This is a genomic window from Catenuloplanes sp. NPDC051500, assembly GCF_044454585.1.
Classification (GTDB): Bacteria; Actinomycetota; Actinomycetes; order Mycobacteriales; family Micromonosporaceae; genus Catenuloplanes.
Genome location: NZ_JBITDX010000036.1, coordinates 25,280 through 40,453 on the forward strand (window position 1 = coordinate 25,280; position 15,174 = coordinate 40,453).

Genomic DNA, 15,174 nt, shown 5'->3' on the forward strand with positions numbered 1-15,174 from the left:
CTAGCGTTCCGGGTCCATGATCCGTCCACAGCGGGAGGCGTACGCCGGTGAACCGTGCACGGCTGGCAACGTCGTTGTTCCTGCTCCTGGCCCTGTGCGGCGCGATCGCAGTCGTTCCGCTGGTCGCGCGCCTGATCACCGGCGCCACGGCGGAGACCGGGCTGGACGGGGACGGCGGCACGATCGCCTGGACGGTGGACACGAAGAACGGCTCGCGGGACGCCTGGGTCTTCGGTGATACGGCAGTGGTGCTGGACGGCGCGTCGATGCTGGGTCTGCGCGCGGGTGACGGCGGCCGGGTGTGGCAGCTGCCGTACCCCGCTGAGGACACCGCTCTCACCGTGGCCGGCGGCCTGGCCGTGGTGCAGACCGGCGAGAACGGGCCGGTCGACGTGATCGACCCGGCCACCGGGCGGGTCGCCTGGTCCGTGCGGGAGCCGGTGCGCATGGTCGCCCGCGACGACGCGCTCTACCTGGACACCTGCCCGGACCGGCGGAACCCGGCTCCGGCCTGCACTGTCACGAAGCACCGGGTGACGGACGGCGCGGCGCTCTGGTCCGTCACGGATCCGGCGTTCGTGGTCGGCGATGCCGTGATCGGCGCGCGCCGGCCGCTGGCGCCGCCCGCGTCCGCGTTCCTGCCGGTGACCGGCGCGGCCGGGGGCGGCGCGCTGCTCGACACGGCCACCGGCGCGCTGCTGCCGGGCAGGATCGCCCCTGGTGGCTGGCACCTGTTCGCGGCCGGGGGCACGCTGGTCTCCACTGACCACGACGCGCCGCCAGGTGACCGGGACTGCACGATCGCGGTCGGCGCGGTCGACGCCCGGACCGGCGCGCCGGCCTGGAACGGCCCGATCTACAGCGGCCGGGACGCGGCGCGGGAGTGTCGCCGGACGTTCCCCACCGTCTATTCCGGCAGTTCCGAGCTGTTCGGCGCGGGCACCGACGTCGCGGCCGTGACCCGGTCCGGCCGGACCACGCTGATCGACGTCACCACCGGCACGCAGCGGTGGACCGCGGAGGAGCCGGGTTTCCCGATCGCCGGCGACGGTGCCGCGCTGCTGGTGCGGGAGAACGCCGAGACCGGCCCGATCGCGCTGCTTGATCTGGCGGACGGCCACCGCGTCTGGGCCGCCCCGGACACCGGCCTGCCCACCTCGTCCGCCAGCTGGGAGGCCGTGGTCGCCGGTGGCCTGGTCGCGGTGCTTGGCGCGACTGACGACCGGCCGTACGTGCTGGTCTACGACGCGAGGACGGGGCAGCGACTGGCCCGGCGCGGCGGCTGGCTGACCGCCGCCGGCGACGGCTGGGTGATGGTCTCCAGCGGCGCGGGCGCCGATCCGGGACGCCTCACCCTGCACCTGCTCACGTTCTGACAAGCGCCGGCGCAAGCACCAGAGCGAGCGCCGCCGCGATGGCCAGCGCGAGTACCGGGACAAGGGCCGCGGCGATGGCCAGCGCGAGCGCCGGGACAAACGCCGCCGCGATGGCCAGCGCGAGCGCCGGGACAAACGCCGCCGCGATGGCCAGCGCGAGTACCGGGACAAGCGCCGCGGCGATGGCCAGCGCGAGCGCCGGGCGGCCGCTCAGAAGAGGAGCGGGCCGAGGAGGAAGCCGTCCGCCTCCGGGTCGCCCGGGGTGGGGAACAGCGGGGGCAGCAGCGGTGGGCGGGACGGGCTGGGGACGCCGGTGACCGGGCCGGAGGTGGGGCTGCCGGTCGGTGTGGGCGAGGGCTCGGCGGGCTCGGACGGCGGCGCGCTGCTGGGCGCCGCGGACGGCATCGCGGACGGGGTCCAGACGCCGGGGTCCGGCAAGCCGGTGGCGCCGGGATCGTAGCCGGTCGAGGGCGCCGGGCCGGCCGGCGACGGTGACGGCGACGCGGAGGCTCTGGGCGGCGTGGGGGCCGGGGTGGTGCCGGAGGCCGGTTCGGAGACCAGACTGCCGCCGATCCAGACCGCGGGACCGACGCCGAACGCGACGATCACGCCGAACATGTGCCATGGCCGCACCGCCACGAAAGCCTCCCGGTTGCCTCCTCGATCCTGCCCCGCGACGTCCACCCTAGACCGATACGCCCGGATCGGCACGTCACAAACACCACGATCCACCACATCAGCGACGTAATGATCATGCCGTGCCCGCGTACCCCCGATATTTCCTGATTTAAGGTATTTAGCCGGGCTAGGCTGCGACAGTGCGCGTGTTGATCACACCGCCGGACCGGGAGGGGCGGCGGTGGCGGATCCAGATCGAGGAGCGGCGGGTACGCGTCTTCGAGCTGCTGGGAATCAGCGTGGCCGCACACGGGCGCACGCTGCGCGGCCTGCCGGAACTGGGCGCCTGGCTACTGGCGCACGAGCTGGCACCGGACGACCTGATCGAAGCGTGAGACCGCTCGGCGCGGAAGAGCCTGACTCACCACCGGAGGGGCCGGCGCCGGCCCCTCCGCCCTCAGACCTTCGGCAGCGTGGCGAGCACGTCCTCGCGGAGCACCCGCGCGTCAATCCCGGCGTCCGCAAGCACCCGCGAGCCCAGCCCTTCCCCCTCGCGCAGCAGGCCGAGCAGGATGTGTTCCGGCCGCAGCTCGCGTGAGCGCAACGCCACCGCCTCCCGCAGCGCCAGCTCAAGCACCTTCTTCGCGCGCGCGCTGAACGGGATGTGCCCGCCCTTGGGCAGCTGCCACCAGCGGCGCGGCTCCGGCTGGCGGGCCGCCTCCAGGTCGGCGGCCTGCACGCCGAAGTTCTGCTCGACGCGGGCCAGCACCGCGTCCAGGTCGATGCCGATCGCGCGCAGCGCCTCCGCGTCGTCCGGGCCGAGCGCGGCCGGCGTGTCGACAAGCGCCTGGATGCGGGCCCGTAGGTCCTGGGCGCTCAGACCGGCGCTGTGCAGCACGAACGCGGCCTCTCCCGCGTCCGCGCCGAGCAGCGACAGCAGGAGGTGCTCGGTGCCGATCTTCGTGTGGCCAAGCGACCGGGCCTCCTGCTGGGCCTGGACAACCACGGCCCGAGCCTCGACGGTGAATCGCTCAAACATCCCCTTGCCCCCTCGTACGTCCGGCGTGCTTCTTGTGCACGGCCTGGCGGGTGACCTCCAACGCGTCGGCGATCTCCTGCCAGGACCATCCCTGCTGTCGTGCGTTCGCGACCTGCAGCGCCTCCAGGCGCTCGGCCAGTTTCCGCAGCGCCACAGTGGCCCGCAGCCCGACCTTCACGTCGGGCCCGGCCGCCGCGGAGGCGATATCCGTTCCCTCACTCATGCTGTCAACCGTAGTTGACAACACCGGCAAACGTCAACCCACGTTGACAGCACCTGGCACAAAAAAGCGGGCCGGCTCATCAGAACCGGCCCGCTTCCTGGAATCAGGATCCGCCGTGCGCCTTGCCCCGACCACCCGGGCCGAGCTGCTTGCGGGCCTTCACCGCGATCTCGATCGGCGAGCCCTCGAACCCGAACTCCTCGCGCAGCTTGCGCTCCACGAACCGCTGGTAGCCCGCGTCAAGCGGACCGGTCGTGAACAGCACGAACCGCGGCGGCGAGATGCCCGGCTGGGTGGCGAACAGGATGCGCGGCGCGCGCCCGCCCCGAACCGGGTGCGGCGTGGCCTGGGTGAGCGCGGTCAGCCACTGGTTCAGGTGACCAGTGGCCACCCGGGTCTCCCAGCTGGCCAGCGCCTTGCGGATGGCCGGCGCGAGCTTCTCAACCGCGCGGCCGGACTTGGCGGAGACGTTCACCCGGACGGCCCAGGGGATGCGCCGCAGCTCGCGGTCGATCTCCTTCTCCAGGTAGTTCCGCCGGTCGTCGTCGACCAGGTCCCACTTGTTGAACGCGATGACAAGCGCGCGGCCGGACTCGACGACCATGCTCAGGATCCGCTGGTCCTGCTCGCTGATCACCTCGGCCGCGTCAAGAAGCACGACCGCGACCTCGGCCGCCTCGATCGCGGCGTTGGTACGCAGTGACGCGTAGTACTCGGTACCGCTGGCCTGGCCGACACGCTTGCGCAGGCCCGCCGTGTCGACGAACTGCCATGTCTCGCCGCCGAGCTGCACCAGGCTGTCGACCGGGTCCACCGTGGTGCCGGCGACCGAGTCGACGACCGCGCGCTCCTCCTTGGCCAGGCGGTTGAGCAGGCTGGACTTGCCCACGTTCGGCCGGCCGACGAGCGCGACGCGGCGCGGGCCGCGCGGGCCGTCCTCGACCAGGCGCGGCGCTTCCGGCATCGCCTCAAGCAGCGCGTCGAGCAGATCGCCGGAGCCCCGGCCGTGCAACGCGGAGACCGGGTACGGCTGACCCAGTCCGAGCGACCAGAGACTGATCGCCTCCAGCTCCAGGTTCTGGTTGTCGACCTTGTTCGCCACCAGGATGACCGGCTTGCTGCTGCGGCGCAGCATGCGGACCGCGGCCTCGTCCTCGTTCGTACCGCCGACGCGCGCATCGACCACGAAGAGCACCACGTCAGCGGCGTAGACCGCGGCCTCGGCCTGCGCGGCGATCGCGGCGGCCCGGTCCCGGGCGTCCGGCTCCCAGCCGCCGGTGTCCACGATCGTGAACTGGCGGCCGAGCCACTCGGCGTCGTACGGCACGCGGTCCCGGGTCACGCCCGGCACGTCCTGCACGACTGCCTGGCGGCGGCCGATGATCCGGTTGACAAGCGTCGACTTGCCCACGTTCGGGCGGCCGACGACGGCCACGACCGGATTGACGAGAACCCTGGTAGCGGGCGCGTCCACGGCCGGGTCCGCGCCGGACCCACCGGTCGTCTCGGGCATTGTTTCCGACATCTCTGAAACCTCGGCAGTCGTCGTCATGCGGTCACCCGCGCGTCAAGTAGCTCGCGGAGTCGCGCCACGACCTCGTCGATCCCCATCGCGGTGGTGTCGAGCACGACCGCATCCTCCGCCTGGGTAAGCGGGTCCACCGTACGGCTGGAGTCGATCTTGTCCCGCCGGGCCAGGTCAGCCTGGGTGGCCGCCACGTCCGACGCGTTCTCCAGGCTGCGGCGCTGCGCGCGCGCCTCGGCGGACGCGGTCAGGTAGACCTTCAGCGACGCGTCCGGCGCCACGACCGTGCCGATGTCACGTCCCTCGACAACGATCCGGCCGGCGTCCTCGATGATCGCGCGCTGCTGCGCGACCAGCTGCTTACGGACGGCCGCGACCGATGCGACAGCGGAGACCGCGGCCGTCACCTCGGCGCCCCGGATCGGCCCGTCGACAGCTTCGCCGTCCACCCGGACGAACGGCGCGGAAGGGTCGGTGCCGATCTCAAGCCTCAGGTCCGAGACGGTCTGCGCGACCGCGTCGGAGTCGGCCGGCGCCACGCCGGAGCGCAGCACGGCCCAGGTCACCGCGCGGTACATCGCACCGGTGTCCAGGTAACGCGCGTCGAGAGCCGCCGCCAGCCGCCGCGACACGGTGGACTTCCCGGACCCGGACGGCCCGTCGACGGCCACCACACATCGCCCGTTTTCTTCCACCGTTCCTCCACTCGCCATACCCAGGACAACTGTTCAATGATGCCCGGTGACCCGGCACACCCCCACCGCGGGACCCGAAGCCTGTTGCCGGAGTGGAAGCCGTCCGCGGCGAGGGTCCCCTTCGACAACGGCTCCCGCTAGTCCTCCACGGCGGCGAACAGCGACGCGATCTCGCCCGCGTTCAGCCGCCGGGTGCGGCCGGTGCGCAGGTCGCCAAGCTTGATCGGGCCGATCTGGGTACGGATCAGCCGGGACACCGGGTGACCGACCTCGTCCATCAGCCGGCGGACGATGTGCTTGCGGCCCTCGTGCAGCGTGATCTCGATCTGCGCGGTCTTGCCGAGCGTGTCGACGAGCTTGAACGTGTCGACCTTGACCGGGCCGTCCTCCAGCTCGACGCCGGAGAGCAGCCGCCGGCCGACCGCGCGCGGCAGCGGTCCGGCCACCTCGCACAGGTACGTCTTCTGCACGCCGTACGACGGGTGGGTGAGCTTGTGCGCGAGCGTACCGTCGTTGGTGAGCAGCAGCAGGCCCTCGGAGTCCTGGTCGAGGCGGCCCACGTGGTAGACGCGCTGCTCAACCCGGCCAAGGAAGTCGGAGATGGCGGTCCGGCCCTTCTCGTCCGCCATGGTGGAGATCACGTCCCGGGGCTTGTTCATCGCGATGTACACGAGCGTGGTGTCGCTGACGATCCGCTCACCGTTCACCATGATCACGGAGGTGGCCGGGTTCGCGCGGTCGCCGACCTGGGCCAGGCGCCCGTCCACCGTGACCTTGCCGCGGATGATCAACGTCTCGCAGGCGCGGCGGGACCCGACACCGGCCGCGGCCATGATCTTCTGCAGCCGCTCGGCACCGTCGTTCTCAGGCATCTATGACGATCTCTTCCACATTGTCCGGCAGGAACGGCGCGAGCGGGGGAAGCTGCGCGACCGAGTCGATGCCGAGTTTCTCAAGGAACAGGGTGGTGGTCTTGTAGAGGTACGCGCCGGACGTGTCCGCGCCGCACTCCTCCACGAGCCCCCGGGCTACAAGCGTACGCATCACACCGTCACAGTTCACACCGCGGATGGCGGAGACCTGTGACCGCGAGCACGGCTGCTTGTAGGCGACGACCGCGAGCGTCTCGAGCGCGGCCTGGGTCAGGCGCGCGGTCTGGCCGTCAAGCACGAACCGTTCCACGTACGCGGCGTACTCCGGACGGGTGTACAGCCGCCAGCCGCCGGCCACCCGCCGCAGGTCGAAGCCGTGACCACGATCGGTGTACTCGCCGGACAGCAGGTACAGCATCTGGGTGACCCGCTCGGTCGGCTGCTCGAGCACCTGGGACAGCATCACCTCGGCGACCGGCTCGTCCACGACAAGCAGGATCGCCTCCAGCGCGCCGCGCAGCTCCGCGTCGTCGATGAGCGAGACCGGGTCCGGCTCCGGCTCCTTCGGTGCGGGCTTCGCCCGGCGTCGCCTCGGCGCGGGTTCCGCGGTGGCCTCGGTTCCGCCTGCCGCTTCCTGCCCCGCCGCACGACGAGGAGCCTTCTGCGAGGGTACGGCAGGGGCGCCGGGCGGCTCGATCGCGGAGGCCGACGGGGATCCACCGCCGGCTGCGGGCGCACTCTCCCCCGTACCCCCGGCGGTCCTGGCAGTCGGGTTTTCGACAACCGGTGCCGGGTCGGTGATCTGCGGCTCGTCCGCAACAGGAGTCTCCGCGACGGCGGGGCCGGGCGTTTCCGCAGGCTCGGGCGCTTCCGGCACCTCAGGCGTCTCCGGCTCCGGCGGCTTCGGGCGGTCCCAGGGTGGGACCCAGGCGGCCGCCGCGTCCGCAAGTGACTCGTGGCTGTCGTCAGTGGTCACGCCCGATCCTCCTCCGTCCCCCGCGCATCGGTGTCGCCGCCAGTGGCCCGGATGTCCTCCTTGGCCGTATCTACCTCTTTTGTGCCCTCGTAGTCGTCGACCTCGAGCGCGACCTCCTCGTCGCCGCCGGTCCAGCGCACGGTAAGCACGCCGAGCGACTCCGGCTGGGCGAACTCGACGAGCCCTTCGCGGTACAGCTCGAGCAGCGCGAGGAACCGGGCCACCATTTCGAGCGTGTTCTCGCAGTCCAGGCAGAGTACGTCGAAGGTGGCGATCCCGGCGCGGCGCAGCATGGCCACCACGATGTCCGCGTGCTCGCGCACGTTGACCCGCACCTGATGGATGTGGTGCACGGCCACCGTCGGCGGGATCTTCGGGGTGAATGCCTTGATCGCTATCTTGAGGATCCGGTCCGGGCCGAAACCGAAGATCAGGTCGGGCAGCGCCTCGGCGTAGCGCGCCTCCAGGCTGACCGCGCGCGGGTAGCGGCGGGAGCCGTCCCGCTCCAGGTCCGCTATGACCGCGGACGCCTCCTTGTACGCCTTGTACTGCAGCAGCCGCGCGAAGAGCAGGTCGCGGGCCTCAAGCAGCGCGAGGTCCTCCTCGTTCTCCACCTCGGCCGCGGGCAGCAGCCGGGCCGCCTTCAGGTCGAGAAGCGTGGCCGCGATGATCAGGAACTCGCTCGTCTCGTCCAGGTCCCAGTCGTCGCCCATCGCCCGGATGTACGAGATGAACTCGTCCGTCACGGTGTGTAGTGCGATCTCGGTTACATCCAGCTTGTGCTTGCCGATCAGCTGGAGCAACAGGTCGAACGGACCCTCAAAGTTGTGCAGCCGGACGCGGAAGCCGCTTGTGGACGTACCCTCGGCCTCTGGATTGTGAAGTTCTTGTCCTTGATCCTGGACAGGTGCGTCCGTCATCGGCCGACCGTAGCCGACCTGGTCATCCTCCGCTTGTGCGGGCTCGAGCCGACCCGGGGACGACCCCGGACCCCGATCGGACCCGGTGACGTTGTCGACGCTCACCAGGCCCAGGGCCCCAGTAGCGCCGAACCGATCACGTTGAGTAACACCCACGCCATGCCGCCGCCGAACGGGAAGAGCTGGATCACGAACAGGATCACCACGCCGAGGTTCTTCTCGACGAGCCACTCCCGTGCGGTCTGCGCGGCCGAGCTGGGATTGCGCAGGCTGCACCAGAGGATGCCCCAGCCGTCCAGCGGCGGCAGCGGGATCAGGTCGAACAGCGCGAACGCGAACAATCCGATGCCGATCGCGGCCACGAACTCGCCGAACGCGTTGCCGCCGAGCGTGGAGTTGAGCAGGCCGCCGGCCACGCTGGCCGGGCCCGCGAGCAGCAGGAACTGCCTGTCGTCCGGGAAGCCGAGCACGAACGCCAGCAGCACCAGCTGCGACAGGACCAGCACGGACAGCGGGCCGGCCGCATAGACCGCGACGCGCCGCCCCCGGCCCACGCGCGGCGGCAGCTCGTCGACGTCGACCGCCTTGCCCCAGCCCATGCCGCCGATAAGCATCGCGACCACGCCGAACACGTCGATGTCGTGGCGCGGGTGGAAGCCGACCCGGGTGGGCCGGAAGTAGACGCCGAGCGCGCGCTGGGTGGCCCGGACCGCGATCGTCCGGACCACGAGGGCCAGGAAGAACGAGAGGACGAACCCGGCGAAGGAGATCGGAGCGCCGAGTGAGTAGAGCACGTGTTACCCGCGTTCGGCCTGGGCCGCGATGACCTCGCGCGCCAATTGACGGTAGTTGCGGGCGCCGGACGAGGCCGGGTCGAGCGAGGTGATCGGCGCGCCGGCCACTGTCGACTCCGGGAACTTCACGGTCTTGGTGATCACGGTCTGGTAGACCTTGTCGCCGAACGCCTCCACGACGCGCTGCAGCACCTGGCGGCAGTGCGTGGTACGGGAGTCGTACATGGTGGCGAGGATGCCTTCCAGCTCAAGGTCGAAGTTGAGCCGCTCGCGGACCTTGTCGATCGTGTCGAGAAGCAACGCCACACCGCGGAGGCTGAAGAACTCGCACTCGAGCGGGATCAGGACACCGTGCGCGACGGTGAGGGCGTTTATCGCGAGCAGACCGAGCGAGGGCTGGCAGTCGATCAGGATGTAGTCGTACTCCTTGCGGACCGACCGGAGCACCCGGGCCAGCGCCATCTCCCGCGCGACCTCGTTGACCAGCTGGATCTCCGCGGCGGAGAGGTCGATGTTGGCCGGCAGCAGGTGCAGGCCCGCGACGTCGGTCTTGATCACGACGTCCTCGGCGGACACGTCGTCCTGCATGAGCAGGTTGTAGACGGACAGGTCGAGGTTGTGCGGGTTCACACCCAGGCCGACGGAGAGCGCGCCCTGCGGGTCGAAGTCGACGACAAGCACCTTGCGGCCGTACTCGGCGAGCGCGGCACCCAGGTTGATCGTGGACGTGGTCTTGCCCACGCCACCCTTCTGGTTCGCAAGCGCGATGATGCGCGCGGGACCATGCCGGTCCGTCGGCATCGGGTCCGGGATCGGCTTGCGCATCGTGTACGCCGTCGGGTCGGAAACACCGAGGTCCGCGCCGATGTCAAGGGAGCTCTGCTGCTCGCGGAGGACCGAGGTCCACGCCTCGGCACGGTCACCGTTGCCCGCCATGTCCTCTGCGCCCCCTCACACGACTGCCCGACGCTAGCGTCTCAGCCGACCGGCGCCGTCAACGAGATCCACGCCGATTGCCGACTCTACGACACGACGCGCCCACACGGTGCCCACCGTCCCGGCGTGTCGCGCGCGGGCAGGGTGTATACGACTCAGATCGCGCGGGGGTGTGCCGTGGCGTAGACCTCCCTCAGCCGGTCCACCGTGACGAGCGTGTAGATCTGCGTGGTGGTCACCGAGGCGTGGCCGAGGAGCTCCTGCACCGCCCGGACGTCCGCACCGCCGTCAAGCAGATGTGTGGCGTACGAGTGCCGGAGTGTGTGCGGGGACACGGCCCGTGGACCCTCGACCGGCAGCCCGGCGTCCGCGGCGGCGCGGTGCAGGATCGTCCAGGCGCTCTGCCGGGACAGCGGCCCACCACGCACGTTGCAGAACACGGCAGGGGTGCCACGCCCGGCCCGCACCAGCGCCGGGCGGCCCTCGGTGAGGTAGGTCGCCAGCGCATCTCGCGCATAACCGCCTATCGGCACGATCCGGCTCTTTCCGCCCTTGCCCTGCAGCAGCACTGTCGCATCGGCCAGGTCGATGTCGTCGACCGCGGCGCCGACCGCCTCGGAGATCCGCGCGCCGGTGCCGTACAGGAACTCGAGCAGCGCGCGGTCCCGCAGCCCGCGCGGCGTGTCCGCCCGCGGTATCGCAAGCAGCCGCTCGACCTCCTCCACCTCGAGCGCCTTGGGCAGCCGGCGGGGCGGCACCGGCGGCTTGACCTCACGGGACGGGTCGTCGGCCGCGAGGCCCTCCCGGACCGCGAACCGGTGCAGCCCGCGCACCGCGGACATCGCGCGCGCGGCCGACGAGGCGGACAGCGGCGGGTGCGCGTCGTCACCGGTGCGCAGGCCGCTCAGGTGGGTGGTGAGGTCGGTGGAGGTGACGGCGCCGAGACTGCCGATCTCGGCGCCGGTCAGGAACTCAAGATAACGATCCAGATCCCGCCGGTACGAGACGAGCGTGTTGGCCGCGAGGGCACGCTCCACCGTCAGGTGGTCGAGGTAGCCCCGCACGGCCCGCTCCGTCTGCAACACAGCGCAGACCATAAAGGAGGGGTACGACAGTCCTTACGCGAGGACCTCGTCGAGCGGCAGCGCGCGCATGCCGTGCGCCTCCGCCACCGGGCCGTAGGTGACCTCGCCCGCGTGCGTGTTGAGCCCCTTGGCCAGCGACGGGTCCGCCCGCAACGCGTCCCGCCAGCCGAGGTTGGCAAGCTGCACCGCGTACGGCAGCGTCACGTTCGTCAGCGCGTACGTGCTGGTGTGCGGCACCGCGCCCGGCATGTTCGCCACGCAGTAGAAGATGGACTCGTGGACCTTGTAGACCGGGTCCGCGTGCGTGGTCGGCCGCGAGTCCTCGAAGCAGCCGCCCTGGTCGATCGCGATGTCGACGAGCACGCTGCCCGGCTTCATCCGGGAGACCAGCTCGTTGGAGATCAGCGTCGGGGCCTTCGCGCCCGGCACCAGCACCGCGCCGATGACCAGGTCCGCGTCAAGCACCGCGCGCTCCACCTCGAACGCGTTCGACGTGACGGTCTGCAGGTGGCCGCGGTAGATCGCGTCGGCCGCCCGCAGCCGGTTGATGTTCATGTCCAGGATCAGCACCTCGGACTGCAGGCCGAGCGCGATGGTGGCCGCGTTCATGCCGGAGACGCCCGCGCCAATCACCACGGTCTTGGCCGCGTAGACGCCGGAGACGCCGCCCATCAGCACGCCGCGGCCGCCGCCGTTGCGCATCAGGTGGTACGCGCCGACCTGCGGTGCGAGCCGGCCGGCGACCTCGGACATCGGCGCGAGCAGGGGCAGCTGGCGGTCCGGGGTCTCCACCGTCTCGTACGCGATGCCGGTGACCTTGCGCTCGATCAGCGCGTCCGTGCACTCCTTGGACGCGGCCAGGTGCAGGTAGGTGAAGAGCACCTGCCCCTCACGCATGCGGTGGTGCTCCTCCGCGATCGGCTCCTTGACCTTGAGCACCAGCTCCGCCGTGCCCCAGACGTCGTCCGCGGACGGCAGGATTGTGGCGCCGGCCTTCTGATATTCGTCGTCCGTGATCGACGAGCCGAGTCCGGCGCCGGCCTCGACGAAGACCTCGTGGCCGTGGCGGGTGAACTCGTGCACGCCGGCCGGCGTGATCGCGACCCGGAACTCGTTGTTCTTGACCTCGCGGGGAATGCCGACCTTCACGTCGATGACCCTTTCACGCGTTTAGCCGCAGTTTACGAGCGGATCTCCGGTAATAATGCCCGCACTTTAGATCACTAAGCCAGAACGCGCCACGGCCGACGTTTCGTCAGAAACGCCGGCCGCAGACATAGCTTGTTTCAGGCAAGTGTCGGCGTATCCGACGCGCGCAGCGACGCCCAGCCGGCGTCCCGGGCACGGGCCGCGGCAAGCAGGCCGCCGACCGCCGCCGCGTTGGTGATCTCGCCGGCGAAGACCATGGCGATCGCGTCGTCAAGCGGCACCCAGCGCAGCTCGATGTCCGCCTCCTCGTCCGTGCGGTCGTGCCGCTCGGCGTCCGGAACCGGGGACAGGTCACGGGCCAGGAAGATCCGGATCTGCTCGTTCGTGCAGCCCGGCGACGTGTGCAGGTCGAGCAGCACGTCCACCGTCCTCGCCCGCAGGTCCGCCTCCTCGGCCAGCTCGCGCAGCGCGCCGACCGCCAGATCCTCGCCTTCGACGTCACGCAGCCCGGCCGGCAGCTCCCAGAGCCGCCCGCCGACCGCGTGCCGGTACTGGCCGATCAGCGCCACCCGGCCGTCGTCATCAAGCGCGACCACGCCGACCGCGCCGACGTGCAGCAGGTAGTCCCGGTTCGCCGCGCCACCGCCGGGCATGGTGACCCGGTCGGTGACCACTGTGAAGACCGGTCCGCGGTACCGCTCGGTGCGGCTGATCACCTCATGGGCGAAGCCCGTCACTTGCCGGCCCCGATGCGCCGCTTGGACTTCCGGTCGTCCCCCTGGCCCTCGGCACCCGGCGGCGCCTCCACGATCTCCAGCGGCAGCTCGTCCGCCTTGTGGAACCGCACGGACGCGCCCACGAACGCCGCGAACAACGGGTGCGGGCGGGTCGGGCGGCTCTTCAGCTCCGGGTGCGCCTGGGTGGCGACGAAGAACGGGTGCACCTCGCGGTCCAGCTCGATGAACTCGACAAGCCGGCCGTCCGGCGAGGTGCCGGAGAAGCGCAGGCCGGCCGCGCTCAGCCGGTCCCGGTAGTCGTTGTTGACCTCGTACCGGTGGCGGTGCCGCTCGGAGATCTCCGGCGCGCCGTACGCCTCCTCGACGATCGAGCCCGGGGTCAGCGCGGCCGGGTACGCGCCAAGCCGCATCGTGCCGCCCAGGTCGCCCTTGCCGGAGACGATGTCCTGCTGGTCCGCCATGGTGGAGATGACCGGGTGCTTGACCACGTCGTCGAACTCGAGCGAGTTCGCCCCGTCCAGCCCGGCCAGGTTGCGCGCCACCTCGATGGTCATGCACTGCAGGCCGAGGCAGAGGCCCAGCACCGGGACCTTCTGCTCGCGTGCGTAGCTGACCGCCCCGATCTTGCCCTCGATACCGCGCACGCCGAAGCCGCCCGGGATCACGATGCCGTCCACGCCCGCGAGCGCGGCGGCCGCACCGGCCTGGGTCTCGCAGTCGTCGCTCGGCACCCAGCGGATGTGCGCCTTGGCGTAGTGGCCGAACGCGGCCGCCCGGATCGCCTCGGTCACCGACAGGTACGCATCGGGCAGGTCGACGTACTTGCCGACCACCGCGATGGTGATCTCCTCGGAGGGGTGGTGCACCCGCTTGAGCAGGTCGTCCCAGGCGCTCCACTCCACGTCCCGGAAGCTCAGGCCGAGCCGGCGCACCACGTAGGCGTCCAGGCCCTCGGCGTGCAGCACGCGCGGGATGTCGTAGATGCTCGGCGCGTCCGGGCAGGCCACCACTGCCTCGCGGTCCACGTCGCAGTAGAGCGACAGCTTGACCTTGAGCTTCTCCGGGATCTCCCGGTCCGAGCGGCAGACGAGCGCGTCCGGCTGGATGCCGATGTTGCGCAGCGCGGCCACCGAGTGCTGGGTCGGCTTCGTCTTCAGCTCGCCGGACGGCGCCAGGTAGGGCACCAGCGAGACGTGCAGGTAGAAGCACCGGTCCCGGCCGACCTCGTGGCGGACCTGCCGGATCGCCTCCAGGAACGGCAGCGACTCCATGTCACCGACCGTGCCGCCGACCTCGGTGATGACGACGTCCGGCACCCGGCCGTCCTCGTCCGGGTCGGCCATCGCGAAGATGCGTTCCTTGATCTCGTTCGTCACGTGCGGGATGACCTGCACGGTGTCGCCGAGGTACTCGCCGCGCCGCTCCTTGGCGATCACGGCGCTGTAGACCTGACCGGTGGTGACGTTCGCCTTCGCGGACAGCGGCCGGTCGAGGAACCGCTCGTAGTGCCCGACATCGAGGTCCGTCTCCGCGCCGTCCTCGGTCACGAAGACCTCGCCGTGCTGGAACGGGTTCATCGTGCCGGGGTCAACGTTGAGGTAAGGATCAAGCTTCTGCATCACGACCCGCAGACCGCGCGCGGTCAGCAAGTTGCCCAGGCTGGAAGCGGTGAGCCCCTTACCGAGTGAGGAGGCGACGCCCCCCGTGACAAAGATATGCCTGGTCTGAGTCGAAGGGGCCAAGGCCTGCTCCCGTGGTCGTGTGGCTGCCAATGAGAACCGGCGCGACGCCCTTGAGCCCGATCCCTGCCCGCCTGACCGAAAAGTCAGCGGACGTTGATGCGGCTGTCGTGATCACGCGATCCACGGGATTCCACGGTAACACCATCCGCCGGTCCCGCCGCGCGCAGCGCCCCGCCCACCACTCCATGATCGCCTCGCGTCGATGGCCACCCGGGCCCACGTCACAGGCAAAACCCTTGAAGATCAACATCATCCGGGGGTACGCCGTGCGCGCGCCGGCCCACCCGCATTCACCCGCACGGGCGATACTGCGGACGCTCACGGTGCGGCCGGACGCTCACGGTGCGGCCGGGCGCTCACGATGCTGCCGGGCGCTCAACTCGTCGCCCGGTCCTCGGCATCCGGCTCCGGCCGCGTCACCACGACCCCGGTGGTCTTGATCACCACAGGCTCGCCGTCCTCACCGTCCGGAAAGATCACACCCGGT

At 70.8% G+C, this 15,174-nt stretch carries 16 protein-coding genes; 2 read left to right on the forward strand and 14 right to left on the reverse strand.

Going from position 1 to position 15,174, the window contains the following annotated elements; all coding sequences use genetic code 11:
* Positions 1 to 47: 47 nt before the first annotated feature.
* Complete coding sequence (locus ACIA8K_RS38710; protein WP_396068475.1) at positions 48 to 1,376, forward strand: PQQ-binding-like beta-propeller repeat protein; 1,329 nt, start codon at positions 48 to 50, stop codon at positions 1,374 to 1,376.
* A 210-nt stretch (positions 1,377 to 1,586) separates the two neighbouring features.
* Here the strand turns inward: ACIA8K_RS38710 and ACIA8K_RS38715 are convergent, their stop codons facing one another.
* Entirely contained in the window at positions 1,587 to 2,015 is a 429-nt protein-coding gene (locus ACIA8K_RS38715; RefSeq protein ID WP_396068476.1) for a hypothetical protein, read from the reverse strand.
* Positions 2,016 to 2,194: 179 nt separating this feature from the next.
* On the opposite strand from ACIA8K_RS38715, the gene ACIA8K_RS38720 reads away from it, so the two are divergent.
* A complete protein-coding gene (locus ACIA8K_RS38720) occupies positions 2,195 to 2,389 on the forward strand; it encodes a hypothetical protein (RefSeq protein ID WP_396068477.1) in 195 nt (64 codons plus the stop codon).
* 62 nt (positions 2,390 to 2,451) lie between these two features.
* On the opposite strand, the gene ACIA8K_RS38725 is transcribed toward ACIA8K_RS38720, so the two are convergent.
* The 13 genes from ACIA8K_RS38725 to ACIA8K_RS38785 form a co-directional block, all read right to left on the reverse strand.
* A complete protein-coding gene (locus tag ACIA8K_RS38725) occupies positions 2,452 to 3,033 on the reverse strand; it encodes a Clp protease N-terminal domain-containing protein (RefSeq protein WP_396068478.1) in 582 nt (193 codons plus the stop codon).
* Complete coding sequence (locus tag ACIA8K_RS38730; protein ID WP_396068479.1) at positions 3,026 to 3,256, reverse strand: helix-turn-helix domain-containing protein; 231 nt, start codon at positions 3,254 to 3,256, stop codon at positions 3,026 to 3,028. The genes ACIA8K_RS38725 and ACIA8K_RS38730 overlap by 8 nt, the downstream gene beginning before the upstream one ends.
* A gap of 103 nt (positions 3,257 to 3,359) precedes the next feature.
* Positions 3,360 to 4,769, reverse strand: coding sequence for a ribosome biogenesis GTPase Der (der, locus tag ACIA8K_RS38735; RefSeq protein ID WP_396068503.1), 1,410 nt, complete (start codon positions 4,767 to 4,769; stop codon positions 3,360 to 3,362).
* A gap of 35 nt (positions 4,770 to 4,804) precedes the next feature.
* Positions 4,805 to 5,476, reverse strand: coding sequence for a (d)CMP kinase (gene cmk, locus ACIA8K_RS38740; RefSeq protein ID WP_396068480.1), 672 nt, complete (start codon positions 5,474 to 5,476; stop codon positions 4,805 to 4,807).
* 137 nt (positions 5,477 to 5,613) lie between these two features.
* Positions 5,614 to 6,348: a pseudouridine synthase gene (locus ACIA8K_RS38745; protein ID WP_396068481.1), complete on the reverse strand. Its 735-nt coding sequence runs from the start codon at positions 6,346 to 6,348 to the stop codon at positions 5,614 to 5,616.
* A complete protein-coding gene (gene scpB / locus ACIA8K_RS38750) occupies positions 6,341 to 7,150 on the reverse strand; it encodes an SMC-Scp complex subunit ScpB (protein WP_396068504.1) in 810 nt (269 codons plus the stop codon). Before scpB ends, ACIA8K_RS38745 begins: the two co-directional genes overlap by 8 nt.
* A 170-nt stretch (positions 7,151 to 7,320) precedes the next feature.
* The gene (locus ACIA8K_RS38755; RefSeq protein ID WP_396068482.1) at positions 7,321 to 8,244 is read right to left on the reverse strand and encodes a segregation and condensation protein A; all 924 of its coding nucleotides are present in this window, start codon (positions 8,242 to 8,244) and stop codon (positions 7,321 to 7,323) included.
* 101 nt (positions 8,245 to 8,345) lie between these two features.
* Positions 8,346 to 9,038, reverse strand: coding sequence for a M50 family metallopeptidase (locus ACIA8K_RS38760; RefSeq protein ID WP_396068483.1), 693 nt, complete (start codon positions 9,036 to 9,038; stop codon positions 8,346 to 8,348).
* Positions 9,039 to 9,041: 3 nt separating this feature from the next.
* Complete coding sequence (locus ACIA8K_RS38765; RefSeq protein ID WP_396068484.1) at positions 9,042 to 9,974, reverse strand: ParA family protein; 933 nt, start codon at positions 9,972 to 9,974, stop codon at positions 9,042 to 9,044.
* A 155-nt stretch (positions 9,975 to 10,129) separates the two neighbouring features.
* Positions 10,130 to 11,059 (reverse strand): site-specific tyrosine recombinase XerD, encoded by a 930-nt coding sequence (locus ACIA8K_RS38770; protein WP_396068485.1) that lies wholly within the window; start codon positions 11,057 to 11,059, stop codon positions 10,130 to 10,132.
* Positions 11,060 to 11,092: 33 nt separating this feature from the next.
* Positions 11,093 to 12,208 carry an alanine dehydrogenase gene (gene ald, locus ACIA8K_RS38775; protein WP_396068486.1) on the reverse strand — a complete coding sequence of 372 codons (1,116 nt, stop codon included), beginning with the start codon at positions 12,206 to 12,208 and terminating at the stop codon, positions 11,093 to 11,095.
* Positions 12,209 to 12,345: 137 nt separating this feature from the next.
* Complete coding sequence (locus tag ACIA8K_RS38780) at positions 12,346 to 12,945, reverse strand: NUDIX domain-containing protein (RefSeq protein ID WP_396068487.1); 600 nt, start codon at positions 12,943 to 12,945, stop codon at positions 12,346 to 12,348.
* On the reverse strand, positions 12,942 to 14,687 hold the full coding sequence (locus ACIA8K_RS38785; protein ID WP_396068488.1) for a CTP synthase: 1,746 nt from the start codon (positions 14,685 to 14,687) through the stop codon (positions 12,942 to 12,944). The genes ACIA8K_RS38780 and ACIA8K_RS38785 overlap by 4 nt, the downstream gene beginning before the upstream one ends.
* Positions 14,688 to 15,174: the final 487 nt, after the last annotated feature.

Excerpts from the sequence above, each read along its gene's own strand:
- ACIA8K_RS38765 (WP_396068484.1), bottom strand. The coding sequence starts at position 9,974 with ATGGCGGGCAACGGTGACCGTGCCGAGGCGTGGACCTCGGTCCTCCGC.
- der (WP_396068503.1), bottom strand. The coding sequence starts at position 4,769 with ATGCCCGAGACGACCGGTGGGTCCGGCGCGGACCCGGCCGTGGACGCG.
- ACIA8K_RS38725 (WP_396068478.1), bottom strand. The coding sequence starts at position 3,033 with ATGTTTGAGCGATTCACCGTCGAGGCTCGGGCCGTGGTTGTCCAGGCC.
- ACIA8K_RS38730 (WP_396068479.1), bottom strand. The coding sequence starts at position 3,256 with ATGAGTGAGGGAACGGATATCGCCTCCGCGGCGGCCGGGCCCGACGTG.
- ACIA8K_RS38745 (WP_396068481.1), bottom strand. The coding sequence starts at position 6,348 with ATGCCTGAGAACGACGGTGCCGAGCGGCTGCAGAAGATCATGGCCGCG.
- ACIA8K_RS38755 (WP_396068482.1), bottom strand. The coding sequence starts at position 8,244 with ATGACGGACGCACCTGTCCAGGATCAAGGACAAGAACTTCACAATCCA.